This is a genomic window from Lysinibacillus sp. FSL W7-1291, from assembly GCF_038593415.1.
GTDB classification, from domain to species: domain Bacteria; phylum Bacillota; class Bacilli; order Bacillales_A; family Planococcaceae; genus Lysinibacillus; species Lysinibacillus fusiformis_D.
In genome coordinates this window covers 1578356-1604748 of the sequence record NZ_CP151994.1, presented here as the reverse complement: position 1 = coordinate 1604748, position 26393 = coordinate 1578356, and the positions used below count along the sequence as shown (strand labels likewise).

23 protein-coding genes, 1 pseudogene and 2 riboswitches are annotated in these 26393 nt (G+C 37.5%); of the genes and pseudogenes, 6 read left to right on the top strand and 18 right to left on the bottom strand.

Annotated features, from left to right (window positions below; genetic code table 11):
- Positions 1-316: 316 nt before the first annotated feature.
- From NST76_RS07660 to ribE (NST76_RS07615), 10 genes and pseudogenes are all read right to left on the bottom strand, one after another.
- Positions 317-826 (bottom strand): QueT transporter family protein, encoded by a 510-nt coding sequence (locus NST76_RS07660; protein WP_101966319.1) that lies wholly within the window; start codon positions 824-826, stop codon positions 317-319.
- Between the two features lie 150 nt (positions 827-976).
- A complete protein-coding gene (locus tag NST76_RS07655; RefSeq protein WP_101966320.1) occupies positions 977-1732 on the bottom strand; it encodes a 3-oxoacyl-ACP reductase in 756 nt (251 codons plus the stop codon).
- A 54-nt stretch (positions 1733-1786) separates the two neighbouring features.
- Positions 1787-2011, bottom strand: a complete 225-nt coding sequence (locus NST76_RS07650) for a DUF2829 domain-containing protein (protein ID WP_036118538.1) — start codon at positions 2009-2011, stop codon at positions 1787-1789.
- A 70-nt stretch (positions 2012-2081) separates the two neighbouring features.
- Complete coding sequence (locus tag NST76_RS07645; RefSeq protein ID WP_101966321.1) at positions 2082-2927, bottom strand: GNAT family N-acetyltransferase; 846 nt, start codon at positions 2925-2927, stop codon at positions 2082-2084.
- Positions 2928-2940: 13 nt separating this feature from the next.
- A complete protein-coding gene (locus tag NST76_RS07640) occupies positions 2941-3489 on the bottom strand; it encodes a histidine phosphatase family protein (RefSeq protein ID WP_342544904.1) in 549 nt (182 codons plus the stop codon).
- Between the two features lie 96 nt (positions 3490-3585).
- Entirely contained in the window at positions 3586-4893 is a 1308-nt protein-coding gene (locus NST76_RS07635) for an ATP-binding protein (protein ID WP_036118547.1), read from the bottom strand.
- 321 nt (positions 4894-5214) lie between these two features.
- Positions 5215-6657, bottom strand: coding sequence for a spore germination protein (locus NST76_RS07630; protein ID WP_080717029.1), 1443 nt, complete (start codon positions 6655-6657; stop codon positions 5215-5217).
- Between the two features lie 134 nt (positions 6658-6791).
- Positions 6792-7259, bottom strand: a complete 468-nt coding sequence (ribE, locus tag NST76_RS07625) for a 6,7-dimethyl-8-ribityllumazine synthase (RefSeq protein WP_036118550.1) — start codon at positions 7257-7259, stop codon at positions 6792-6794.
- Positions 7260-7313: 54 nt separating this feature from the next.
- Positions 7314-7904 (bottom strand): annotated as a pseudogene (gene ribB, locus NST76_RS07620) (3,4-dihydroxy-2-butanone-4-phosphate synthase); the annotation flags it as partial.
- Between the two features lie 24 nt (positions 7905-7928).
- Positions 7929-8567: a riboflavin synthase gene (gene ribE, locus NST76_RS07615; RefSeq protein WP_342544902.1), complete on the bottom strand. Its 639-nt coding sequence runs from the start codon at positions 8565-8567 to the stop codon at positions 7929-7931.
- A 223-nt stretch (positions 8568-8790) separates the two neighbouring features.
- Positions 8791-8916: riboswitch (FMN riboswitch) on the bottom strand.
- A gap of 116 nt (positions 8917-9032) precedes the next feature.
- Positions 9033-9158, bottom strand: a riboswitch (FMN riboswitch).
- Positions 9159-9521: 363 nt separating this feature from the next.
- Between ribE (NST76_RS07615) and NST76_RS07610 the strand changes: the two genes are divergently transcribed.
- From NST76_RS07610 to NST76_RS07595, 4 genes are all read left to right on the top strand, one after another.
- Positions 9522-10646, top strand: a complete 1125-nt coding sequence (locus NST76_RS07610) for a YibE/F family protein (protein ID WP_342544901.1) — start codon at positions 9522-9524, stop codon at positions 10644-10646.
- Positions 10643-11419, top strand: coding sequence for a YibE/F family protein (locus NST76_RS07605; RefSeq protein WP_342544900.1), 777 nt, complete (start codon positions 10643-10645; stop codon positions 11417-11419). Before NST76_RS07610 ends, NST76_RS07605 begins: the two co-directional genes overlap by 4 nt.
- Before the next feature lie 362 nt (positions 11420-11781).
- On the top strand, positions 11782-13167 hold the full coding sequence (locus NST76_RS07600; protein WP_342544899.1) for a DHA2 family efflux MFS transporter permease subunit: 1386 nt from the start codon (positions 11782-11784) through the stop codon (positions 13165-13167).
- 578 nt (positions 13168-13745) lie between these two features.
- Positions 13746-14363: an HAD-IA family hydrolase gene (locus NST76_RS07595; RefSeq protein ID WP_058844609.1), complete on the top strand. Its 618-nt coding sequence runs from the start codon at positions 13746-13748 to the stop codon at positions 14361-14363.
- 53 nt (positions 14364-14416) lie between these two features.
- Here the strand turns inward: NST76_RS07595 and NST76_RS07590 are convergent, their stop codons facing one another.
- Positions 14417-15241: a methyl-accepting chemotaxis protein gene (locus NST76_RS07590; RefSeq protein WP_058844608.1), complete on the bottom strand. Its 825-nt coding sequence runs from the start codon at positions 15239-15241 to the stop codon at positions 14417-14419.
- 102 nt (positions 15242-15343) lie between these two features.
- Positions 15344-16324, bottom strand: a complete 981-nt coding sequence (locus tag NST76_RS07585; RefSeq protein WP_342544897.1) for a VanW family protein — start codon at positions 16322-16324, stop codon at positions 15344-15346.
- 499 nt (positions 16325-16823) lie between these two features.
- On the opposite strand from NST76_RS07585, the gene NST76_RS07580 reads away from it, so the two are divergent.
- Positions 16824-17702, top strand: coding sequence for an RNA methyltransferase (locus NST76_RS07580; RefSeq protein WP_080717030.1), 879 nt, complete (start codon positions 16824-16826; stop codon positions 17700-17702).
- A 383-nt stretch (positions 17703-18085) separates the two neighbouring features.
- Here NST76_RS07580 and safA read toward each other — a convergent pair whose 3' ends face one another.
- Complete coding sequence (gene safA, locus NST76_RS07575; RefSeq protein ID WP_058844606.1) at positions 18086-18694, bottom strand: SafA/ExsA family spore coat assembly protein; 609 nt, start codon at positions 18692-18694, stop codon at positions 18086-18088.
- Between the two features lie 231 nt (positions 18695-18925).
- Complete coding sequence (locus NST76_RS07570) at positions 18926-19552, bottom strand: hypothetical protein (RefSeq protein WP_271912819.1); 627 nt, start codon at positions 19550-19552, stop codon at positions 18926-18928.
- Between the two features lie 162 nt (positions 19553-19714).
- Here NST76_RS07570 and pgeF point away from each other — a divergent pair, with 162 nt between their 5' ends.
- Complete coding sequence (gene pgeF, locus NST76_RS07565; protein WP_271912818.1) at positions 19715-20479, top strand: peptidoglycan editing factor PgeF; 765 nt, start codon at positions 19715-19717, stop codon at positions 20477-20479.
- A 35-nt stretch (positions 20480-20514) separates the two neighbouring features.
- On the opposite strand, the gene NST76_RS07560 is transcribed toward pgeF, so the two are convergent.
- The 4 genes from NST76_RS07560 to NST76_RS07545 all read right to left on the bottom strand — a co-directional run bounded on the left by NST76_RS07560 (position 20515) and on the right by NST76_RS07545 (position 25654).
- Complete coding sequence (locus tag NST76_RS07560; protein ID WP_036118653.1) at positions 20515-21624, bottom strand: Ger(x)C family spore germination protein; 1110 nt, start codon at positions 21622-21624, stop codon at positions 20515-20517.
- On the bottom strand, positions 21621-22709 hold the full coding sequence (locus tag NST76_RS07555; protein ID WP_058844603.1) for a GerAB/ArcD/ProY family transporter: 1089 nt from the start codon (positions 22707-22709) through the stop codon (positions 21621-21623). The genes NST76_RS07560 and NST76_RS07555 overlap by 4 nt, the downstream gene beginning before the upstream one ends.
- 25 nt (positions 22710-22734) lie before the next feature.
- Positions 22735-24129, bottom strand: a complete 1395-nt coding sequence (locus tag NST76_RS07550) for a spore germination protein (RefSeq protein ID WP_058844602.1) — start codon at positions 24127-24129, stop codon at positions 22735-22737.
- Positions 24130-24280: 151 nt separating this feature from the next.
- Positions 24281-25654: an amino acid permease gene (locus NST76_RS07545; RefSeq protein WP_036118664.1), complete on the bottom strand. Its 1374-nt coding sequence runs from the start codon at positions 25652-25654 to the stop codon at positions 24281-24283.
- Positions 25655-26393: the final 739 nt, after the last annotated feature.

Below are 26393 nucleotides of genomic sequence, written 5' to 3'. Positions count from 1 at the left end.
TTGGATATGTTGTTTGGCATAAGTAGCTTGGAAGTGAGCTAAAATCGGCTTATGGGGAGTTAGCTATTGGTTTGCGATTTGGGATGCCTTGTTGCTATCTGGCTAGGTCGTGAGGAAATAAATAAAAGCCCGGATTTTGTTCTGAAAAATGCTAGACAGAATCCGGGCAAAGAGGCTTTTTTGATATTCAGTGAAAAATACTATATTAAGTAGCTAAAGCGGTAGTTTGAACGGATAACTCAGCCGAAGTGTTAGAGTTATTCTAAACTTGATACTCTCACCCTTACGATGATAATGTCTTTTTTATTCATCGAATTTATTTAGATAAATCAATTTTTTTATTTAATAAGTAAATAGTCAGTCCACCAACAGTCATAGACAATAATTCCCCAACGCCCACTGTGAACCAGGTCGCCCAAAATGGTAGATCGTAAAGGATAGTTAATTGACCAGCCACCGTAAACATGGAGACAGCAAAAATCAAAGCAGTAACAACCATTTTTGCAATGTCATTTGTCATATGTTTTGTGACGCTTCTACAAAGTAATAAGACAAGAAAGGTCGCAATTCCACCGATTGGCACATCTAAAATCCATGTTGGTGACATGAAGTTTGCAAGTATGACGCCAATCGTCACCGCTACCACATAGCGCTTATTGTACAGTGCCAGATAATTAAACATTTCTGACAAACGTAGCTGAACAGCGCCAAAGCTAATGACTGACAACATAACCGTTACAGCGACGTAAAGGGCTGCAACAAGTGCCGTTTTTGTAAGTTCACTTACAGAAACACGGCTAGAATCTTTTACAATAGATGTATTCAATTTTATTCTCCTTTGTAAAATAGCTAGTTGCTATTTTAGTTATAACTACGACCAAAGGAAGAGAGCTTCACGCCCTATCTGAAGTGCCGTAGTGCAAGCCGTTTTTGCTTACCTGCGTATTATAGCAGAAGAATATCGAATTGAACAATGCTATTTTGTCAGCCAACCACCATCAATCGGCATCACTGCCCCATGAATATAATCGGCAGCCGAGCTTGCTAAAAATAAAGTCAAATTCGCCACCTCATAAGGCTGTGCCCATCGACCTGCTGGCGTTTCTTCAGCTACCCATTCAGCCATTTCCCCGTCCCCTTCAAAATCAGCCTTATTCATCGGTGTTTGAATGGCTCCAGGCGCAATCGCATTCGCACGAATACCCGCTCGACAATAATCTAAGTCTAGCTGCTTCGTATAACCGACAATGGCATGCTTAGAAGCTGTGTAGGCTGCACCGCCACCACCAGCAACAAGTCCAGCAATCGACGCCATATTGACGATTGTACCAGTGCCACGTTCTACCATATGTGGTAAAATCATGTTCGTCACAAAAAACGTGCCCTTCACATTCGTGTTCATAATTTTATCCCACAGCGCTTCGTCTGTATCCAAAGTTTTCGCAAAACCATCTAAAATCCCAGCAGTATTACATAAAATATCAATTTGCCCAAATAGTGAAATAGCTTCTTTGTACGACTGCTCCACATCTTGTTGGCTACTTACAGAGCCAACCTTATAGGCAAAACGATCAGGATATTGCTGCTGTAACTGTATTAACCCCTGCTCCTCTACATCCAATCCAAAAACAGTTGCTCCATTTTCTAAAAATGCAATAACTTGAGCATGTCCAATGCCTGAAGCGGCCCCCGTAATAAAAACCGTCTTTTCTCTATATTCATCAAACTTCATATTGTGTCTCCTTACAGAAAGAAGTCATCTCACTAGAAGAGATGACTTCACTCATTACGATTCTACGATTATCCAATCTTCCGCTAATAGATCACATACTGTAGGTGTGAACATTGTATAGCCCTCACCACGAACGTTAATTAAAAAATAAGGATTCAATGTCTCGCCATCATGCTGGCTTTGACCAACCAGCTTCACATATAGCTCAGCACCACCCCAGCCATTGCGAATTACTTTTTCTCCTGCTTTTAAGCGTGGTAATACTTCTTCAAAAGTCATCTCATTCATCCTTTATTTCCATTCTTTATCGCATTAGTATACTGGATTTTTAGGAGGTTGGCAACCATGCCTAGAATCTCCTTGTCATCTGTACCTGCTCTGTTGTCACCTTAAGCCCATTCTTTAATAAATAGCTTGTTGCTGGATTGCTTGCTAAAAAGTTCACTGTCGTTATCTGAACTTTATGTGTTGTGACGCTGGCTAAAAATTGCGGTATTAAATCTATATGACTTTCTGCTAGGATCACCAATTGATAGAGTAGAATACGCTCCATCTCACCGCTGTCATTCCACACGGTTTTGTATAGCATATAGCCTAGGGCTTCATTGTTGTCATTATAGAAAACCTTGGCTTCCCCCTGCTTCACACTCTGCCAGCCACACTGCCAAGGAACATCTTCCTGATAAAAAGAGAGATATGCTAGCTGCTCAGGGCGAATGGTTGCAACGTGAGTGGCGGCTGTAGGCTCTACGTTCGCTCCATATTCGCCACTTAAAAATAATAATGAAGAAGCAACCTCATAGCCATATTTTTCATACAAAGCAATAGCTACCTGATTTTCTTTAATTGCCTCCAGCGTAGCGATTTCTACATGTTCTCGTTTATAGATAGCTAAGGTTTCCTCCATTAATAAACGTGAGATGCCTTTACCACGATAGGCTGGGGAAATACCTGTACCACCGTTCCAAGCTGTTTTCTTGCCATTTATGATACGGAAACCGTTCATAACAATCGCAATCGGTTCATCTTGGTCAAAAATGACAATGGAATGTTTAGGAGACAGCCCCTCCCCAACCAGTCGATGTAAAAACATTTCGGCCGTCATATGGATATCCACAAAATAGCCTTCGAAGCCTTTGTTCCATGCTTTCAATACTTCCTCTAATGTGCATTGTTCAACTGTTTTGACCTTCATATTTTCCCTCTTCTCAAATGGAATCTAATGTCGCTAAATCTTCTAAGATTAGTTTTTTCACGATATCATACCCACGCCCTGGACCTTTAGGCTTGATGACAACCGTCCCCATATTCGAAAGGATGCCAAGGCCCACGTCTCTCGGAAAGCTATGACCAATCATTACATTATTCATGCCTTGTGATGGTTTTATTTCCAGCTTGGATGTCAGTGTCGTTAAAATGCTAGTTTGCTCAGCACTGGTAAGATTGCCACCTAACATGAAGATCTCAAACAAAAAAGGGTCAATTTGTACACCGTTAGTTGGAAATGCAAGTAGAGCCGTTTCCTTTGTTCGACAGAACGGACTTGCTGTAATGGGCGAAAGGATGGGAATTTGCCAATAACGCAGCATTTGACCATAGTAAACAGCCTCCCTACGACCATGCTCTGATAGGTTTCTTTGATAGCGGCAACTGTGAAACGTGCCATATGCCTGATCTACACCAACTGTGGCCGTTCCATGCCTTGCATATAAATGAAGCCCACCCTTTCTCAATAACGTCAGGAGATCCTTTTCCATTTTTTTCATCCCCTTCATCATAACACTTTCTATTTTGTAATGTATGTCTAACAAATAGAAAAAAGCTCCCTACAATTTGTAGGAAGCTATTTTCAGTTATTTAATGGGAATATGGACAATAGCAGTTGTTTCTAAATGTTTCGATGAGTCGATTGAAATATGACCATTGTATTTATGGACAATTTCTTTCACAATAAATAACCCTTGTCCTCTTATGCGACCCTGCTCATGCCTTTTCGTTGAAAACCCTTGCTTAAATATGTGGTCAGCATCCACAATATTTGGCCCTGTATTAGTAATTTTAAATTCATACTGTACTTCATCAGCTGTACAGCAAATCATAATTTTACGTTGTCCTTCAGGTAATTCAACCGCAGCATCAATGGCATTATCAATTAAATTGGATAGAATCTTGATTAAATCTGTCGTTTTAATCTTATTAAAGTCATTTTGAGAAATGGTAAAGTCCATATCAATATTATGATTTTGAGCGGTTAATTTTTTCGTTTGTAATAAGATGGACAGACCTGGGTGGTCAATATTTAATTTTAAAGACTTAATCGCTTGAACTTCTTTAGATAGTGAAGACAAATATTGTTTTGCTTGCTCTGTTTTTTCTAATTGTAAAAGACCATGTAACACTTGAATATGATTAGTGAAATCATGACGTAATGATGATACCGAAGTAATCAAAGTTTTAATTTCTGCTTGATATGTGTCCTCTGTAGCGCCGACTTCTTTCGCTACCTCTTTTTGATACCATCGTTGTAAAAATAAAAAAGAACCAATGACAATTAAAATAAATACACCATTAAAAATAAAAATAAATAAATTGTCTTCAATGACTTTTCCCTTAATGCCATTTAATGTGTCTGCGCTGATATCAATGCCTAGATACCCAATAATTTTACCATTCTCATCTTTGATAGGTGTACCAACCGATAAATAAGAACCATGTACAGAATCATGAATCACCTCTGTAACATAGGTTTCACCTTTGTAGGCTTTTGCCACTTGCTTTGCTGGGACAGTACAAACCTCTCCTATATCAAAGCCTTTTTTCAGTTCATTTGGCAGCCCCATAATCATCGCACTTGATACTTCTGGATTATCCACCTTCAACGTATAAACAAACAATGCACCTAGTTTTACTCTGGCATCATTTAAATAGCTTCTTACTTCCCAATAATAATCATTCTTCTGTGGATTCTTCAAAAACTGCTGATAAGCAGCTGTATCAATAGAAGAAGCAATGGAATTGGCAGCCTCTAAGCTTTGATTGGCAATTGACTCTTCAACGGTCTTTTTAATTTTCACATAGGATGTAATGATGTTTAAACTTGTAAACAAACATAATAAAAGCGTTGATAGAATTAATATTAGTTTTATTTTTCGATTTTTCATATAAAACGGGACTTCCTCACCTATAAATATTCTGGAATATCATTATATAATAATTAACTCTATTTTTTGTTTGTAAAGTGAACATTTCTTGATTATCCTACAGAAATGAAAACAGAAAATCCATTTTACTTGAACTCTACTAAAATTACACACCGTAACCAATAGTTTAATAATCCTTTACAAGAAAGTAAACTAAAAAGGTAACTAATAACATTTTATGTCTCATTTCCTATCCTATAGGCTAATGTAATACCTTCCTAAAGCAAAAGTCACAAAAAGATCAGGTACCTACTACAATACCTGATCTTCAATGAAATTTGTTTATTTTTTATTCGAAGTACGTGTTCGATCCTGTGGCTTTAAAAAGGAAGGTCGTCTACTGTAGCCCTTTGATGAAAGTCTTAATAATGATTTTTTTAGATTTTCCTTCTTCAAATGTGCACTAAAATTTAAATAGGGTACACCTAGCACACGCATATTCGCTGCGTATAAGATGATGAAAAATACTGCAATAAAAAAACCAAATAATCCAAAAAAGGCAGAGGCTATAATAATGATTAGTCGAAAAATACTCATGGCTGTTACAAATGATTGGTTAACCAATGTAAAAGCCGCAATACTCGAAATTGCAATGACAACAATCATTGAAGGGCTCGTAACGCCAGCTTTTATCGCTGCATCTCCGATAATTAAACCTCCCACAACACTAATTGATCCACTAATTGCACTCGGAAGACGTAAGTTGGCTTCACGAAACAATTCAAACATAAATAGCATCATTAGTATTTCAAGAATCGTTGGGAATGGCAATCCCGTTCTCGACTCAACAACTGTTGCTAGAAGAAGAAAAGGAAGTTGTTCTTGATGATACGTAGTCAGCGCAAGCCAAAAGCCTGGTGTTAGCATACTAATTAATATCCCAACAATACGAAGCAATCTTTCCATTGAACTGACAATGACAGGAAAATCATTATCCTCACCCGATTTAAAGAGCAACATTATATTCGTAGGTGTGATCAATGCGTAGGAAACACCATCAATCATTATTAGTATTCTTCCCCTAATTAATGCCTGCATAGCAAAATCCGGTCTCCCGGTATAATCATGCCTGGGCAGTACTTTGGCTGTTTGTTCAATTGCTTCCATCAATAAATCACCATTGACAACAATATCCGTATCAATCTTTTGTAATTGTAGACGGATTTGTTCTAGCATATTTAAATTCACAATGTCATCCATATAGAGTACCGCTACAGTGGTTTTGGAACGTCTCCCAATTTCTAATGTTTCTACACTAAAAGAATTAGTGGGCAAACGCTTTCTTAATAAAGCAATATTAATAAAAACATCTTCTATAAAGTCATCTCTTGGCCCTTTGACCACTAATTCTAGCGATGTTTCTCCGGGCTCTCGATTCGGTTTTTTAGAAATATCACTAGAAAATAGTAATTGATTTTCTTCAAAATACAATAATACATGCCCTTTATAGACTCTTGTTATGGCATCCTCTTGCGTTAAAACCTTTTGTAAATAGGGAATGTGTAAATGCTGGTCGATTTGTTCCTCTAACATGTCATCAGCGACATCACTTAATAAGGATTGGACTCGCTGAACAACTACCGTCTGAAGTATTTGTTCGTTGATCATTGCATCACAAGTTATCAAATGTACTGTATATTGCTGAAATTTATATTGTTGAAAAATCACATCAGCAGAGCGTTGAAATAGTGATTTCAACATTTTCAAATTGATCATTTGTTCCATTGATGAAATACTTCTCATCTCCTACTGAGCCATCTCCAGATTAGTACATTTATGAAAAACGATTACCTTCAATAAATACACTTAAGCATATTTTTCCCATGGATGTGCAAAATATTCAAAGAAACATTTGGTCATTATCCAATCATTTTCTTTAGATTAGCCATCTCAATGGCAGACATGGCAGCATCGTATCCTTTATTACCAGATTTTGTACCAGCACGTTCAATCGCCTGCTCAATATTTTCCGTCGTCACAATACCGAAAATAACAGGTACATTGGTTGATAACGATACATTGGCAATACCTTTTGCTGACTCATTACAAACATAATCATAGTGTGTTGTGGAGCCGCGAATAACCGTACCTAAACCAATAATGGCATCATAGTTCTTTGTTTCTGCTAGTTGTTTCGCAATAAAAGGAACTTCAAAAGCTCCTGGAACCCAAGCAACATCAATAGACGCTTCATCAACACCATGTCGTGTTAAGCCGTCCATTGCACCGTCCAATAATTTGCTTGTGATGAATTCATTAAATCGACCTACCACAACTGCAATTTTTAAACCCGTTCCAATTAATTGTGCTTCAAATGTTTGACCCATTGTTCTTTCTCCTTTTTAAATAGAAATTTTATTTTCAGTTGTCAGCAATTGACTGCGGTAAGCTACAAGTGCCTCTATTGATATCATTTTCAAGTCATGCTGTGCTGCGTACTTTATCAATTCCTCAAAGCGTAGCATATGACCATCATCGCCCATGATCTCGCAAATAACACCCACTGGCACGCTATGACAAAGCTTCGCCAAATCGACAGTCGCCTCCGTATGCCCTCTTCGCTCTAAAACACCATTATCTTTCGCAATGAGCGGAAAAACATGACCAGGTCGACGAAACTCAATCGGCTTTGCTTGCTTTTCAATCATTTTTTGTATCGTAAATGCTCGTTCATAGGCACTAATTCCTGTCGTTGTATCCTCATGGTCGATACTTACGGTAAACGCTGTTTGGTGATTATCCGTATTGTGCTGAACCATCGGATGTAAATCTAGCTGTTGTGCAAGCTGCTGTGAAATCGGTGTACAAATTAATCCTCTACCATAGGTTGCCATAAAGTTTATAGTTGCTGGTGTCATGAATTCAGCGAGTGCCAGAAGATCTCCTTCATTTTCCCGATCCTCGTCATCAACCACTACAATCATTTTGCCTTGCTTTAAATCCTCAATGGCCTCTTCAATTGCATATAGCACTTTTGTCATCTCCTCGTTCAGTTGTTAAAAACCATGTTGCGCTAAGTAATCTCTCGTAATGGTTGGTGTTGCTTGCCCTTTTTTCAGGTGCTGTAAAATATATTTACCAACTAAATCTGTTTCGATATTCACAATCGCTCCAGCCTTCTTCATGCCTAATACGGTTTCTTTGTACGTATGGGGAATTAGTGAAATCGTGACACTGTTCGTGTCAACATGGAAAAGGGTTAAGCTTGTGCCATCAATCGTAATAGAACCCTTTGGAATGCAAAATTTGGTTAGTTCCTCTGACAATTCGATATCGATATAGACTGCGTTGGCTACTGGACGTTTGCACAAAATTTTACCGACCCCATCCACATGTCCAGCAACAAAATGACCGCCAAATCGCCCATTAGCAGGCATGGCACGCTCTAAATTCACGGAATCCCCTACCACGAGCTGCTGTAAATTGGTTGCGTTGACTGTTTCAGGCATCACATCCATCGTAAGCGTCTGTTCCGTAAAATATGTCACCGTTAAACAAACACCATTAACCGCGATACTATCTCCAAGCTTGACATCTTCTGCTATCTTGGCTGATTGAACTGTTATTTTCATACTGTCCCTATCGCTTTGCATGGCTTTTAAAATGCCAATATCCTCTACAAGCCCTGTAAACATTCCATCACCTACTTTTCATTGATTTAGGCTTCTATCCCTCACTTTTGAAGTCTTATCCATCAGTTTCGAAGGTCTATCCGTCACTTCTCTAGTTTTATCCGTCTCCTCCTTCTCTAGCTATCGATAAAAAACAAAAACCCCTTTCAGCAAAGGGGTTTGGGAGTATAAGACATCAACAAATAAGCCTAATTGAAAACTATTTTTTCCATAGACTGTCATCTCATTTGTTCTTCTCCCATCCAGACTATAACTGTCGGTTTTGGATTTGCACCAAATCAGCTTGCGCTCACGGACTTTGAATTACTTCATCACCGCCGATTGGGAATTTCACCCTACCCCGAAGAACATCTTCTATTCGATTGGCACTAAATAAAAAAACTTCCCAACAAGCTTGTGGGAAGTAGTGTAATAAATGCATAGGAAAATAAACCTTCTAAATTACAATCAATTTAAAAAGCTCGCATTTTTACCCTTCTCCCATCCAGACTATAACTGTCGGTTTTGGATTTGCACCAAATCAGCTTGCGCTCACGGACTTTGAATTACTTCATCACCGCCGATCGGGAATTTCACCCTACCCTGAAGGATTTTTTATTTAGCTAATCTTACGATAACACTATTTTATTCTATTATCCATCCTTCTTTTTAAAAATTTTTCAAAAAGAATTATAGCAGATCAACAATGCATCCAGGTTTTTCGCGTTTGTGACGTCCGCCTGAGGCATTGAGGCAACATGCAATATTATTGCCACAGGAGGCGGCGTTTTTTGATGGTGTTATCAGGTGTTTAATCACTCGTCAGCAAGGGAGTCTTCAGCTTAATATAACAATGACTTGATAAATGTAAACGAAATCATTAAACTGATAACATTTAAACTGTGCATGGAACTTCCCTTTCACTAAAACGTTCCTTTACAAGTGACAATTCAGTCCAGCACTTTGGAGGTCATTTACTTGCTATTTTTTAAAAACATCCCATTGAAGCAAGGTATTTTCTATGCCTTATTAATGCTCTGCTGCGTGCTTTCGATTGTGTTCGTTCATCATAATGAATCATTTTATGATCGACCGATTGCTGAGGTGATAAAAGCTGATGTAGCAGAATCAGAACCAATGACAGATATGTATGATAATGATGATTATTTATTTACACAGCATATTACAGCCGTGATACAAAATGGACCACATAAAGGGCAATCCATCCATTTGACGAATGACTATTCCGCCTCTGGAGCTTTCGATCAAGAATACCGTGTGGGCAATGAAATCTTTGTCTCCATAGATAATCACGGATCACAGTCAGGGCTAACTGGGACCATTCTCGATTTAAAACGAGATCAAACCCTTCTCATGATTGCGTGGATTTTTATTTTTGTCTTACTCCTTATAGGAAAAAGACAAGGCTTGTTTTCCATCATTAGTTTAATTGTCAATGCATTGATTTTATCATTCGCGTTAGATTTATATGTGAAACATGGTAACCTGAGCTTGTTAGTCATCAGTGGTATTTGCGCTCTTCTATTTACGATCATTTCGTTGTTACTGATTAGCGGCTTGAACACGAAAACGTATGCAGCTATTGTGTCTACACTTTTAGGAACCGTTATGGCACTCATCATTAGCTCTGTCGTGATGTGGTTAACTGGTGAAAACGGTCTTCGCTATGAAGAAATGCAATTTTTAACACGCCCCTATCGTACAGTCTTTATGGCTGGCTTATTTATTGGCTCACTTGGGGCTGTCATGGATGTCTCTATTACGATGGCTTCTTCAATCTTTGCTTTATATGAACAAGACCCTACTATTTCTGTGAAGGCACTTAAATCTTCAGGGCATGAAATCGGGAAAGATATTATGGGCACCATTACGAGTATTTTGTTCTTTGCCTACCTTTGTGGCTCCATACCGATGGTTATTCTCTATTTGAAAAATTCTTCTACTTTAGGACTCACGCTGTCCTTGAATCTTTCTTTAGAATTAGCTCGCGCCTTAGCAGGTGGTATTGGGGTTGTCCTCACGATTCCGATCAGTCAGTATACTGCTCTATTTTTCATTAATCGAAAGAGGGTTCAAGAATGAATGTAATTGTGTTATTAGCTTTTATTTTATGTCTATTGATGGTCGCAATTGGCGGGAAGCAAGGTGTACGTTCGTTTCTTTCTTTATTCCTAAATTTCGGTGTGCTCTTTGTGACGATCTTTTTAATGACCAACCCTAAAAATAGCCCCATCATCTTAACGTTCGTTGCCTGTACAATTATTAGTTGTATTAGCCTTTTCTATATCAATAAAACAAACAGTAAAACCATTACAGCATTTATCTCCACTATGGTGACGATTGTTGTCTTACTTCTTTTTATTACATTTGTAACGAAAAAGTTGATGATTCAAGGATTTGGTGAAGAATCAACAGAAGAAATAAGCATCTTTTCCCTTTATATTGGTGTTGATTTTGTGCAGATTGGTGCCTCCGTCATTATTATGAGTACGATTGGAGCAATTATGGATGTCGCTATTTCCATTGCTACTTCCATGCATGAGATTTTTTATCGTAACCCTTCGATTAGTAGAAAGAAATTATTTACATCCGGCTTAAATATCGGGAGAGATATTTTAGGAACCGATACGAATACGTTATTCTTCGCTTTCTTTGGTGGCTATTTAAGCTTATTAATATGGTTCAAAGATCTCTCCTATTCGATTGGTGAAATCGTCAACTCCAAGGTTTTTAGTGCTGAATTGACGACTATTTTTTGTGCTGGCATCGGTATTGCACTGATTATTCCGATCGCCTCCTCCGTCAATGCCTATTACTTAATTCGAACACGTGAAAAAACCGAAAAGCTCTCATAAAAGAGTTCAGACCTATCACTCGTTTGTGAGAGGTCTGGACAAATCTCCTCCTCTCCTTCAAAAAATGAATGCTATCTCAAAAAAATGTGTCTAAATGATGAAATCGTATAGTAATCGCTCAAATTAGTACTTACATTTGAGAATTTTTTTTTGCTATAGTAAAAAACAGAGCAGTTAGTATCGCGGAGGTGTACTAGCTAAAAGGAATCATGATCGCTGATAATCGACATCACGATTATATCTTCATAGACTTTTTTATAATGCAGAACATGAAATAGTAGAAGCATCGCAACTTTATTTTTCCGAATATTCTGTTTTTATATATTCTATGAAAGTTGAACATTTTTGAAGGAGTTTTTACAGTGAATAAGGAAATAAAAACAGGTCCAATTATGGCTGCTCTCTTAGTAGCCGGCTTTGTAGGGCTATTTAGTGAGACAGCATTAAATATTGCACTAGGGGAACTTAGCCAACTTTTCAGCGTGGATGCCACAACTATCCAATGGCTAGCAACAGGCTATTTTCTCACATTAGGCATTTTAGTACCTGTTACAGGCATTTTAATGCAAAAATTTACCACTCGCCAAATGTTTATAATCTCTTTACTCTTTTCCATAATTGGTACCATACTTGCCGCTGTTGCACCAATCTTTGCTGTCTTACTTATAGCACGTGTTATTCAAGCTGCAGGTTTAGCGATTATATTACCATTAACGCAAAATGTGATTTTCACGATTTTTCCAGCTAATAAACGTGGTAGTGCTATGGGGATGATGGGTCTCGTCATTTTAGCAGGACCCGCTTTCGGCCCGACATTAGCAGGGATGATTTTAGACCCGCTATCCTGGCACTGGATATTTTGGGTTACTGTCCCCTTCTTATTATTCTCGATCATTTTTGGTTTTATCTTTATTCCCAATGTGAATGAAAGAAAGCAGCTTGCTATAGATATATGGTCTATTATCTTATCTACGATTGGCTTTGGTGGCATCGTCTATGGTGTAAGTAGCGGTGGAGAATTGGGTTGGACAAGCATCAACGTACTTAGCACCATTTTACTAGGTGTAATTGCCTTATGTTTATTTGTGTTGCGTCAATCAAAAATGGACCATCCTATGTTAAATTTGAGAGCTTTCCAGTATCCAATGTTCGTATTGGGTCTTCTGATGAATATGATTACCTTCTTCAATATGCTGTCTATGCTAGTGGTGCTCCCGATGTATATGCAAACGGCACTTTTGGTATCGGCCTTTGTAACAGGTTTAATGATGCTCCCTGGTAGTCTACTAAACTGCCTATTAGCACCAACCATCGGTAAATACTTCGATAAATACGGACCACGTGCAATCATTACCCCCGGAACCATACTTGTTGTGATTGGCTATGGACTTTATGCTTTAAATGGTACCGAAACAGCTACTTGGGCATTAGTGTTAACACATATCATCATGATGCTTGGGATTGGTATGGTATTGGCCTCTGTCCAAACGAATACGCTCAATGCTTTGCCAAGACAATATTTTCCTGATGGTATTGCGATTACACAAACCTCTCAACAAGTATCAGGTGCCATAGGCATTGCTGTAATGGTCTCGTTGTTCTCAGCTAAGCAACAGCAATTCTTAACTGACAGTACAACTAATGCTCTAGAAGCGGCGGCTTCAGGCTCTGCATTTGTCTTTGCAATCAGTTTTGCTCTGGCAATCATCAATGTCATACTCTCTTTCTTTTTGAAAAAAACTCAATAATTTTAGTATAGAAGGGAGGTGTCTCGAAGGAATTTTAAGGCACCTCCTTTTGTTATGTCATTTCCGTTGCAATCGCAGTATTTTCTGATAATATTTACCATAAGATGTTTACGTACGCTCAAAATAGTTGTTGTTTCATGATGCACTACACTAGGTCGCCCATCCTATGTCATATCTTTAAACATCAATTACGCCTTTGACGTAATTGCCGCTGATTCTGCATTTTCGCGCAGATCAACTTTGCGCCCCGTTTTTTCGAGCTGATGAGTAGAATGTTAACCTCAGACCATCACGTCTTGTGACAGTTAACTGACTTGCATCGTGCAGGTCAACTTCAAAATCAGTGACTTCCGCCGAGGCTTCGGGTTAACATGATGATGATTACTCAGATATGGCACAAGATGTGGCGTTCTTAGCCTGAGTTCAGCTTTTTTAGCGGGCATTTGAACACCCCTTGGAGAAAACAACACAAGTATTTTTCTTTCTCTAAAGTACTGCTTCACTTTTGGTACAAAAAACACTTGCTGAATTAAGATAAAACGTCAATTACAACGAGATGGAAAAGGAGAAAATTGGCAATGAAGCATATTATCTTTGATTTTGATGGAACACTGGCAGATTCAACCGCAGTGTTTGCATCAGCATGGAATACATTAGCGCAAAAATATAAATTTAAAGGCATCGAATTAAAGGAAATTGATACACTGAAAAAATTATCGATTTCTGAACGCAGTAAATTATTTGATTTCCCAATGTATAAATTGCCCATGATTTTACCGCAATTTTATAAATTGTATCGTCAATCATTAAATGATGTTCATCTTTTTGATGGAATGAAGGAAGTCCTGATGGAAATTGATAAGAGAGGCTATAAAATCATTATTATTTCCTCTAATTCTAAGGAAAATATTTTAGCATTTCTTAAAATGAACGGTATTCACTGTGTAGCAGATGTTCTTTGCTCCAATCGAATTTTTGGCAAGGATAAAGTGATGAAAAAGTTTTTAAAGGACTCAAATGTCAACTCAGCTGACGTGTTATATATTGGGGATGAACAAAGGGATATCGTGGCTTGTAAGAAAGCAGGTGTCCCGATTGTATGGGTAGAATGGGGCTATGATGCCATAGAGGTCGTGCAAAACGAAAATCCTGAATATAAGGTCGCTACACCACAGGAAATTTTAGAGATTATTTAATTATGGGGAAGGATAATAGCATGTTACCTGTCTATTATCCTTTTTTTATATTATTATCCTTTCATCTCACTAATCTGCATGAGCTTTTCTGCCGTGCTATTAACCCCTTTATAGGCATCTGTTAATTCATGCATACTCGCAGCAAATTGCTGTGTAAACGCAGAAATTTGATTTGCTGACGCATTGACTTGATCGATGGATTGTTTAATATTTTCTAGTTGCACTGTAATGCTATCAGCACTTTCTGTACTGCTTTGGGACATTTTTTGTATTTCTGAAGCAACCACGGCAAAGCCACGACCATGCTCACCTGAACGTGCTGCTTCAATGGATGCATTCAAGCCGAGAATTTTGGATTTCATAGCCAAATCCTTTACTAAATTCACAATGTCATTAATCTGCTTAATATCACTTGCCATCGATTCCGAGAAGTTCGATAATTCCTCTAAACGATTGGACACATCCATACTGGAAGTAGCTAATCCTTCATTGGTAGTCGTCATTTCTTCAACAGCACTTGAAAGCTCAGTTGCCAACAAGCGCATACTATCCATTTTTTCATTGGAAATAATGGCACTTACTACACCAATTACCTGACCTCCGTCAAAAATAGGCTGTGCAGAGGCAATGTATGCCATGCCAAACCCTTCCGCCCCGCGCTCTTCTTTCACAAAGCGGCCTGAGCTTAAGGCTATTTCCGTTGCAGTCCCTCGATATTTATGTACTGGTTCACCAACCCCTACTTTTAAATCAACACGTTTCCCCGGTTTATAGGCAAGAACTTTCTCTCTATCTGCCACGATGACACAAGCATCCTCTGGATAAGTTGCTTGGTATAAATCAATCGAATCAATCGCTGCCTGTAGTTTTGGATGCATTGTCTTCCCCCTTCTCCCAAAGCTTTTGTAAAATATCTCAATTTAACTATATCATGTCACTTAAAAAAAGACACCAACGTCCAGTGGTGTCTTTTCATGCCATTATGACTTTGTCAATTTTTCTACATATTTCTCTGCCGTTCTGATTTCAATTGTTAGAAAATCATTGCCATAGGTAGCCTTTATTAAAAATGGTACATCATTCGTGTTTTGGAACCTAAAGTCTAAACTGCCGTAGGAAACAGTAGCATCTCTTCCTTTAGGTACATACCCCACATCTAAGGAATGGTGATGACGTTCCACATAGTTAATTGGAATTTGATCGACAGCATTAAACAGAGTTGAAGACGTTTGACAGATTCCACCGCCAATCCCCATGACTACCTTCTTATTAATAATTTCCGGTGCAGGTTGATAGCCATTCGCTTCATCCCTCGGACCCACAATCGTATTAAAAGAAAAATAATCACCACTACCTACAATGACATTATTGATTGCCCTAGCCGACAGCTCGATGTTTTTATTTCTTCCACTATCTGTGCTATTGAAATATGTCGTATAGGATGCAATAACGACATCCTCTAATAAAGGAAGATCCTCTAAATAATAGCCACTTTCTGTTACATAGAGCGGCATTTCCACTTGACCACCCGTCGTTGAAGCCTCTAGAATTCGCTCTACTAATTCGCTTTCTTTTAAAATAGTTTGCGGTCTTCCTTTGATTACTTGCCCTTCTTCTCCCAATCGATCGAGCACCATTCGTTGATCATAGCCAGTCATTGTGTCTGTTCCTCTCGCCAATTCCTTTGCTAATTGTTCTAGCTGCTGGTAATAAGCTTGCGGATCTGTGTCAAAGCCAAATTCCTTAGGAGAGATTGTTTGAACCATCTGCTGTGTTACGGGATCAATAAGCTCTACAATAGGCTCAATTGGGTGCTCTTGTTCATACGTAACAGACTGCTGAGCTTCTTCATGTTGTTGAATTTCTTGTTCTAGCTTGTTATCGTTTGCCGCTTTGTCCTGACATCCTACTAGCCCAAGCGTACAGATAATGCCGCATATAGCCAGCCACTTCTTTCTCAATCATGAACACCTACCTCTATCTTCATACTACAGAGACATCTTATTCGTAGATTGCTCATAGTGTGTTGTTTTTTGATGATTTTTATTTGTCAATACTGCAAAAACACACTATATGAAGGCCACCATTACCTGTGAAATTTTATGATTGAATAAACCTTTAGACGATAGAGGATTGTAAGTACTATTTGGTGCAGCTATTTTCTCTTCGCTATCTTAATTTAGATAAGATTATTCCGCATTCATCATTTATACAGCCTAAAAACATTACTTCTCAAAGAAATAAAATGGCATATAAGGCTAAAGTTTAGTAGAATGATTCTTTAGATTAAAATAAATGACTAAATTTTGTTTTATATTAAAACACTACTTATAACTACATTTCCCATAAATAAAATCTGGAATTTAAAGGAAGAAAAATAAATTGACTAATGATTTAAAAATACGTGATAAGTATATCTACACTTATATTCATCATATTGATGAATATGATTTATGTAGAATGGAGATGCGCTCATTTTTTGGAAAAGATTCTGACTCAAACTATTTAATTAGCGATGTTAAAATTGATCCAAGCCGTAGCCCATTTATTGAAGAGAGACTTGAGATATTATATGAAGAGAATGATTTAGACGTATTAAAGGATCGTCTTAAGCATTTCAATGTAGGAGAAAACACTTACAAAGTAATTAGTTTAAATAAAATGGTCATAAATACTACTAATAAAATAGACCATGCAGAGCGTCGTAAAATTGAAAGAGAAATTGGATTGTCGATTAACGGAGAACCAGATTTAGACAATCCAGAAATTATCTTGGGGATTATTACTTTAGACGGTCGTTGGTATTTTGGCAACTATACAAAAAGTGAACCCATTTGGCTTAAACATAAACAGAAGCCACACAATTATTCAACCGCATTGAGCACAAGAGTTGCTCGTGCTATTACTAATATTGCAGTTCCACATATAGAAAATGTACGTGCTATCGATCCCTGTTGTGGAATAGGAACTGTCATAATAGAGGGACTTTCAATGGGAATTGATATTGAAGGTCGAGACATTAATTATCATGTATGTCAGGGTTCCAGAAGTAATATCACTTATTTCGGACTAGAAGGTAAAATTACACTAGGACCGATTTCAGAGGTAACGGAGCACTATGATGTAGCGATTGTTGATTTACCATATAACTTATTTACTCACGCATCAAGGGAAGAACAAAGTGAGATACTAAAGCACGCTCGACGAATTTCAGATAAAATTATTATTGCCACAATTGATACGATTGATGACTTAATTGAAGAAGCTGGATTCGAGATAGTTGACCGATGTATTGCTAAAAAACAGTCTTTTTTACGTCAAATTATTTTATGTAAATGAGAAACACCTATATGGTGAAGGACAATAAAATGATGTTAACCTGTCCTAATTTTAGAACAGGGTTAATATATTGTTGTGCAACTTTTAATATAGAATCTTAACTGAAAACCCTCGTCCATTCTAATTTATAGAGAAATCATCGGAATTTTAATTATCAACTTTCATCCGTATCGCATGAAAAGTTATTTCTACTAATTAGCACGCCCTATTGTCGATAAGCAAGATGAATTCCCGTGAAGAAAGGGAAATTACTCGCGAAGCAACAGAAATGACGTTCAAAGTTTACGTAAAAAAGAGCATCTACTAGCTATCAAATGAGCCAGTAGATGCTCTATCATTTTTAACTCTTGTAAAAAAGCTCAAGTACAGAACAGTGTCCTATTTTATTTTTGAATAAACATTTGTGTCCAATAATGACCATCCTGCACATAGCCTACACCGATATGGGTATAGCTTTTATTGAGAATATTGGCACGATGTCCTGCACTGTTCATCCAAGCTGTTACAACTTCTTGAGCTGAGCGTTGACCTTTTGCAATATTTTCACCAGCAGCTTTGTACGTAATACCAAAGTTTTTCATCATGGTAAAAGGTGTACCATATGTTGGGCTTGTATGGTCAAAGTACTGTTTATCATGCATATCTTGAGATTTATATTTGGCTACTCGGGATAGCTCCCAATTTTCCTGTAATGCTGGCAGACCTGCTTTGGCGCGTTCTGCATTAACAAGTTTAACAACCTCTTGCTCAACCGTGGCCTGTTCCTTTACAGGGATATTGATTTTTTGCCCAGGGGAAATTTGATTCGGATTGGCAAGCTGTGGATTGGCATCTATTAATTCTTGTACGCCTGTCTCAGTTTTCAACGCTATTTTCCAAAGTGTGTCACCAGATGTCACTGTATAGGATTCGGCTGCCATTGCCGCTGCTGGTACTAATAATGAAGCTGCGATTACTGAAGCGAGTGTTGCTTTTTTTATTTTTTTGAACATGTTCATCATCCTTCCTGTTTGCTCTACTATTATCGTAAATAGTTTCAGAGCCATAATCATCACAAAATATTTGGAAGGATTTTTACAATTGTATGACATCGACACAACACAAACGAACAAAACCCTTTATTACGCTATTTTTCATCATATGCTTTGTCATCAAGTTGCAATCTTTTTGTAATTGGCATACATTACTAATACATTCAGCTATTTAAAATTACTCAAAATAGCCTATTTTGCTAATTGTTTACGTTTTAATCGATAAATTAGTAGAATATAGAGCCCATCATAAAAGAGCGTTGCCATGGAAATAATGGTAATCAATGGCGTACGGAAGTAGAGATAAAAGCCAACCGCAGCAAACAATGTACCTACCATTTTACAGACGGCAATTCCCATTGATTGACCGGCTAAGTTCCCTCTTTGCAACAATAAAGCGATAAATAACCCTGACATCATAAGATTTTGGAAAAATGCTGTGTACTTCCCTTCAAAATCCTGAAACTCATAGACGATGCCAAAAATCATCAACATGCTGAAAAGAAACGTAACCAAAAAGGAGCCATACAATATTTTTTTAGTAAGTATCCTACGATATTCACTTGGCGCATAGCGTAAAAACTGCGTTAAAATAAAGATATCCAATACAAGCCAAATGAGTGTAATGTATCGTTGGAGATCATTTTGTGGGTAAATAAAAGCAAAGATAAACTCCCATGAAATATTGGCACAAATAGCGGCCATAGGCATTCCATATTTTTTATCTTGCCACCCTTTATAAATCACGAGTATGTATGTAATTATCCAAAACAGACCCATTCCTAATTGGCAAATTAATAATAGGTTTAGTTCAGTCAATGTTCGCTCTCTCCCCTATATAGCATTCCTCCTACTATATGTGAGGAAAACGATTCATTATGTCTAAAAGTTTAATAGAAGGGTAAAGGGGTAGCTAAATATCAAATAGATGCAACCTATACATTCCATAAGTAATCTTATATAGTAAAACGAGGTGATTGAATGAAAACAAAAATTTATGTGGATAATGAACAATTTATCGCTGGGACTACCTTGAAAGATGATATGGAACTAGAGCAAAACAATATGGCTTTGCATATTTGTGATAATGTTCAAGCTATCATCGACAATCGGCAGCATTTAGCCGCTACGTTGAACTGTGATTTGCAGCATTTTATTTGCACCGAGCAAACACATAGTGCGAACTTTCATAAAGTCACATTAGCTGATAAAGGGCGAGGTGCTGAGCAAATCGATACAGCAGTTAAAAATACCGATGCCCTTTATACCATAGAGCCGAATTTATTATTATGTAGTTTTACGGCTGATTGCGTTCCCGTTATTTTTTATAATGCTGTGAACGGACTAGTTGGCGTTATTCATTCAGGTTGGCAAGGAACTGTCAAAGAAATAACGCCCAAATTGTTTGAGCATCTGATGAATGAAGAACAATGTCGACCAGAGGATTTTCATGTCCAAATTGGTATGGCGCTGAGTCAGCAAAAGTTTGAGGTGGACGCAGATGTCTACGAAAAGTTTCACAGCCTTGGTTATGCGGAAGACTTTATGTACTACAATGCAGAAACGAATAAATATCATATTGATAATCAGCAAACAGTAAAAAAACAATGTGAGCTTGCTGGTATTCCAGCTGACAAAATTCAAATTGATGAAACTTGTACGTTCCTTAGCCCAAATGGCTTTTCCTACCGTCAGGACAAACAGGCAGGAAGACATTTAAGCTTTATTATGCGGAAAACATCCTAATTGCAAAGGCCAATTCTTGACGAATTGGCCTCCACTTATTTTAATGTACCTGTACTAATAATGGACGTTTCTACATGGACTTTAACGTCTAATTTACTAATAAGCGCCCTCGTTTTTTTCGTCGTCCATTTCCCATGATAGTACATTCTAAATTCCTCACTTAAGCCAGCTGGGTCCACCTCTGCTTTATTTAATCGCTCTAAAAAATCACCAATATCCTGTTCAAGCTGTTTATTCACATCTTTTTCTAAATTACTAATGCTTTCAACTGTAAACAAATGAGATTCTCTTTTACCCTTATACTCGCTTAATGTACCCTTGATTGTTAAGAAAATCGTTAATTTTGGTGAATTCACGTTTTGATTACTCTCTTTTTTTACACTGCTCTCAATTAAATCAATCATGAGTTTCTCTTCCCCATGCCCTGCGTTTAAGTCCAAGTGTAACGGAGCAAGATTTTTCCGTCCATTCAAAGCTTGAATCACCAGTGCTTCCTCTGGTTTAATCAGTTCATGCATATGATTTCCTTTGAAAATTGCAACACCTTCCACCTCTAATTTATCTCCTCGCTTTTCAATATAAGGTAAAATGGTATCAATTACTGGATTCGTAATTGTATACATAAAATCATGGATATTGGTGTTTGGATTAAAGGCTGTATTAATACTAGGTTCTAATAGATCATTTAAATAAAAATTAATATTAGGTTTATCAGGATAATCTCCCTTTAGAATAGCTTCTGCGTTATCTTTTACAACAGCGATGAGCACTTTATTTCCCACCTCTGCATTGCGATATAAATGCTGAATAATCTTTCTGACATTTCCTTTTCGTGCAAAATCCTCATTGACTAATACCACACGTAATTGATTGAAAACAATCTTTTTATCTGATTGTTTTTCTATTTTGACTATGCCACTGGACACTAGATCTGTCGTAATGGAAAAATTTTGCGTATCCTGCTCTGCCTCTGGAGAGTATTGAGGAATAGCCACTGTAAGCCTCATCTCATTTTCATCAATGTAATCAAATGCCATCGAATCAACCATGCCAATATCCTCTAATGGCACTTTTAGTTCTTTTCGAGAACAGCCCACAAGTAAAATTAAAACAATCAAACTGAGTATACATAGACGTGTTTTCATACTTGCACCTGCTTTTTCCTAAATAAGTAGATCATGATTAAAAATAGTGGCCAAATAATTAAGATATACCCTATATAGTTACTTGCCATAAATAATTTATCCTGAACCTCTCGCGAAACAGGCATTTTAATAATGACAAAAATCAGACAGGTAATCATATATAAGTAATAATTCTTCTTTTTTTTAGGTAACGGAAATAATGCATGGGCACCTTGTTTCGCACACCATACATAAGCAGTCATAGAAGTTAAAATCAGAAATACCCAAAGTGTAATGCCAATAATATCAATACGCTCTATAAAGGTAAATTCCCCTGCTTTAAATAAATTCAACACCGAAAACTCTACATTTTTCAATTGCCATTCCGAATAATACATCACACTAATAAGCGTTGTGATAAAACATAAAAAAACACTAATCCAAACGCCTAATAAGGAATGACGAAAAGCCTTCTTTTTATCAATGATAAAAGGAAAATAAAATACAATTAATTCATATCCAAGAAATGAAAAATAGCCTTGCTTGAATGCTGCATAAAACTCTTTAGTCGTAAAATTAAAGAGAGGTAGAAGATGACTTACACTCCCTTTTTCAATCGCCCACCGTGTAAAATAGAACATCCAAATCGTAATAAAAAATGTCATGATACAAAATCTTGCAATTGATTTTATACCGCCGTTTACGATGTAAATAAGCAAAAGTAAAAAGCAAAGTACAGGTAATGTAATCGTTTGTTCCTGTAACGCTGTACTTTGTATTAAATGCATATAGTTACTTATAATCCCTGCACTAAAAACAATACATTGTATAATGATGAAAAAATTGATGGTTTTCCCGATATATTTTCCTAAAAGTATTTCGTTCATCTTAAATAAATCATCATTAGGAAATTTTGAACACAGCCATACCATTGCAAACAGTGTAAGAGTTGCTATCAGACCATATAAAAGTGGCATAAATGTTTGAGAATATCCCATAGAACTTAATTTTTGAGGTAGTGAAAGGATACCCGTACCAAGCATTACACTTTGAGCTAAAAAAATGACATGATAGCGATTTAACACTTTGTCTTTCGTTGTACTCAAAGTTGACCACCTCATTCCTCTAGTTCTATTTTTTCTGTGCTTTTGAAAGACCTGATTTACTTTTTAGGTATTTAGTTGGAAATCGGATGACACCATCCAATAAATCGCTTGGCTTTCTTGGAATGCCTGGAGTCATATAATGCGTCCCTAACGATTTTAAACTTAATAAATGATGAATTAACCAGGCAAAGGCGAGCATCTGGCCAAATAAGCCAAAGAGCCCCGCTGATAAAATAAAAATATAGCGCACAAACCGACTAGTATTACTCATTAAGAAAATCGGCGGTAGGAACGATAATAAGGCAGATGTCGCAACTAGCACGATGAGAATATTACTGAGTAATCCCGCTTCTACAGCAGCAGTACCAATAACAATACCTCCTACGATACCAATTGTTTGACCGACTTTGGCTGGCATTCGAGAACCCGCTTCTCGTAACACTTCAATAATCAGCTCGATAAATAGCACTTCAATCAGCGGTGGAAATGGTACTTTACTCCTCGACTCTTGAAGATTTAATAATAATTCATAGGGCAATATTTCTGGATGAAAGGTTAGAGCTGATATATACATGGGGGTAATCATAATTGTTAGGAAAAAACCAAAAAAGCGTAACATCCTTAGTAAAGTTGCCGTTGTCCATCGGTTGTAATAATCTTCAATCGACACAAACATTTCAAAAAAAGACGTAGGACAAACAATTGCTAACTGACTATTATCCATAAAAACGACGATTCTACCATCTAGAAGATAACGGCAAATACTATCTGGACGAACTGTCATATAATATTGCGGAAAGGGTGATAAAGGATTATCCTCAATTAATTGCTTCAGCACAGATATATCCGTAAATAATGGATAATCTACTTGATCTATCCGATTTCTTAAATCCTCTAAATTTTTATGACTCACAATATTATCCATATACATAATCGAGATTTTAATATTGGCTTCAGACCCGACAACACGGTTTTCGTTTTTAAGCATAGCGCTTTGTATGCGTCTTCTCACCAATGAAATATTTGTTTCTAATGATTCTGTAAATGCATCCTGTGGACCGATTACTGTGGACTCCGTTTCAGTATCTGTAATGGCCCTTGTCGGTGCACTATACGTATCCACGCTTAACAACGCATTCGTTTCATGAAAAAAAAGGAGGGTTTGCCCAGCATTCAATTTTTTAACGGCTCCCTGGACATCCTTTGGGTCCACATATTGAGCGACTTGATGAATTTGTTTTAAATTATTAGCCAACGGAATCGTCACCATGGTTTGTAAGGTCATTTTTTCAATGAGCGAGGAGAAATAAATGACCGTGACATCTCCCTCTTCTGTCGCCACCATTTTCAGTTTTACATCATCAATTTCGTTGATCTCCTGCGTCAATTTAGCTACAATTTGTTCCGGTATCTCGTTCATTTCTTTCAACCCCTTTAATTCCGATGAATACCAGTCATTGTCATTCATTTTTTAGTAGTTTGGCTTTTATCCGTTCATTTATGTAAAAATTGTGCTAGTAAAAATAGACAGAAAAAAGGATGCATCTCACGTTGAGATACATCCCTCTAGCTTATTCTATAGAATCTTTACTGTAGCGGTTTTTGCCAATCCCAAACACATAGTAGCTAATTGTTACGAGGATTAGGAAAATAATACCAACAATTAATGATATACGTGTATCATCATTAATCCACATACCAACTAATACCATGATTAAAAAGATAATCGTTACATAGTTTGTAATGGGTGCGAAAGGCATTTTGAAAGGATGCTTAGCCAGTTGCATACCCTTCTCTTTTCTAAAGCGAATTTGACTGATTAAAATAATAAACCATGGAATCATTCCTGGTAAAACACTCGCACTATATATATAAACAAATAAATTTTCAGGAGCAATATAGCTTAGGATGACACCAATGAATAACCCGACTAACACACCTGCTGTTCCAAATAAAGGTACGCCATTCCTTGAAAGCTTGGCGAAAAATTTTGGTGCTTGTCCATTCATCGCAAGAGTATATAACATACGTCCAGCGCTATAAATCCCACTGTTACAGCCTGACATAGCTGCTGTGATTACAACAAAATTAATGATACCTGCGGCAGCTGTAATACCTACTTTAGCAAATGTCGCTACAAATGGACTACCTATTGTCCCAAGCTCATCCCAAGGATACACCGTCACAATGACAAAGATTGCACCGATATAGAAAATTAAAATACGCCAAATGATACTTTGAATGGCATTAGTAATCGTTTTTTGTGGATTTTTTGCTTCTCCAGCCGTAATCCCGATAAGCTCTACCCCTTGATATGCAGCAACAACTAAAGATAAGGCAAAGAAGAAGCCTGTCCAGCCACCTGTAAAGAAGCCACCGTGACTCCACAAATTAGATAAACCAATGGCAATACCATCATTGCCAAAGCCAAAGAAGATCAGCCCTACACCTGCTACAATCATTAAAATGATTGTGACAATTTTAATCATCGCAAACCAAAATTCAAATTCCCCAAATGATTTGACAGAAATAAAGTTCGCCAAACCTAAAATAATCATCGCAATAAGACCTGGTATCCACGCTGGTAATTCTGGATACCAGTATTGCATATACGTTCCGACTGCTATAATTTCAGACATCCCAACAATAACCCATTGGAACCAGTTACTCCACGCTGTTAAATACCCCGCTAAAGGATGGATATATTTATAGCCAAACGTTGCAAAAGAGCCTGTACTCGGCTCCATATAAAGCATCTCACCCATTGCCCTCATAATGAAAAAAATAAAAATACCTGCAATACCATAGGCAAGGAGTACAGAAGGTCCCGTCCATTGAATTGCACTGGCCGAGCCCATAAATAGCCCTACACCAATCGTACCGCCAAGTGCAATCATTTGGATATGACGTGCTTCTAATCCTCGTTTTAATTCCTTATTGGCCACTCGTTAACGCCTCTTTTCTGATGTTCTCTCTACGTTGAATACCTTTAAAATCATAATCAATTTTTCTAAAAAAGACAAATGTATTTTTAGGAAAAACAAAAAATAATGATATTTTGATAGATTTAGCTCATACCGCTCTTTCATTTTATAAATTTACTAAATAACGCAAAGGAGTCTCCACTAGGTTAGTAGAGACTTCTCATGTTGTTGAAAAAAGATGATGTCAACGGCAGAAAAAGCAACTTTGCAAGGTGAGAGGTTGATTTCCGTTCCGTCAGCGCCCTTTCCAGGGGGCGTCCGATGAGCCGCTTCACTCACTTACGCTCGCTCCAGGGTCTCATCTGTGACGCTAAATCCCCTAGGAGTGACGCTGGCTCCACTCCAATCAACCATTCTGCAAAGTGCCTTTACTTTTTTCATAGTAATATAGCGATTAAATAGCCCATTATTTTTAGAGGGAATAAGCTCTTATTTTCAATATGGAGAAGTGATGCGTGACAACACCTCTTCATAAAAAGTAGTGAACACCTTCACTTTATTTGAAAATTTCGCTAAAAAGGTAACACTTTTGTGGGCTGGAGTGGAAGGCTACTTGACTCCCGTGGGATAGCGAGACAGGCGAGCCTCTAAACGGAGCGGTAGCGGAGGAAGCGGCTCGGCGCTCGCCCACAGGAAAGCAAGTAGCCTGCAACGGAAATCCATTTCTCCCTTTCAATTGACTGTTTTGTTTTTCCACACT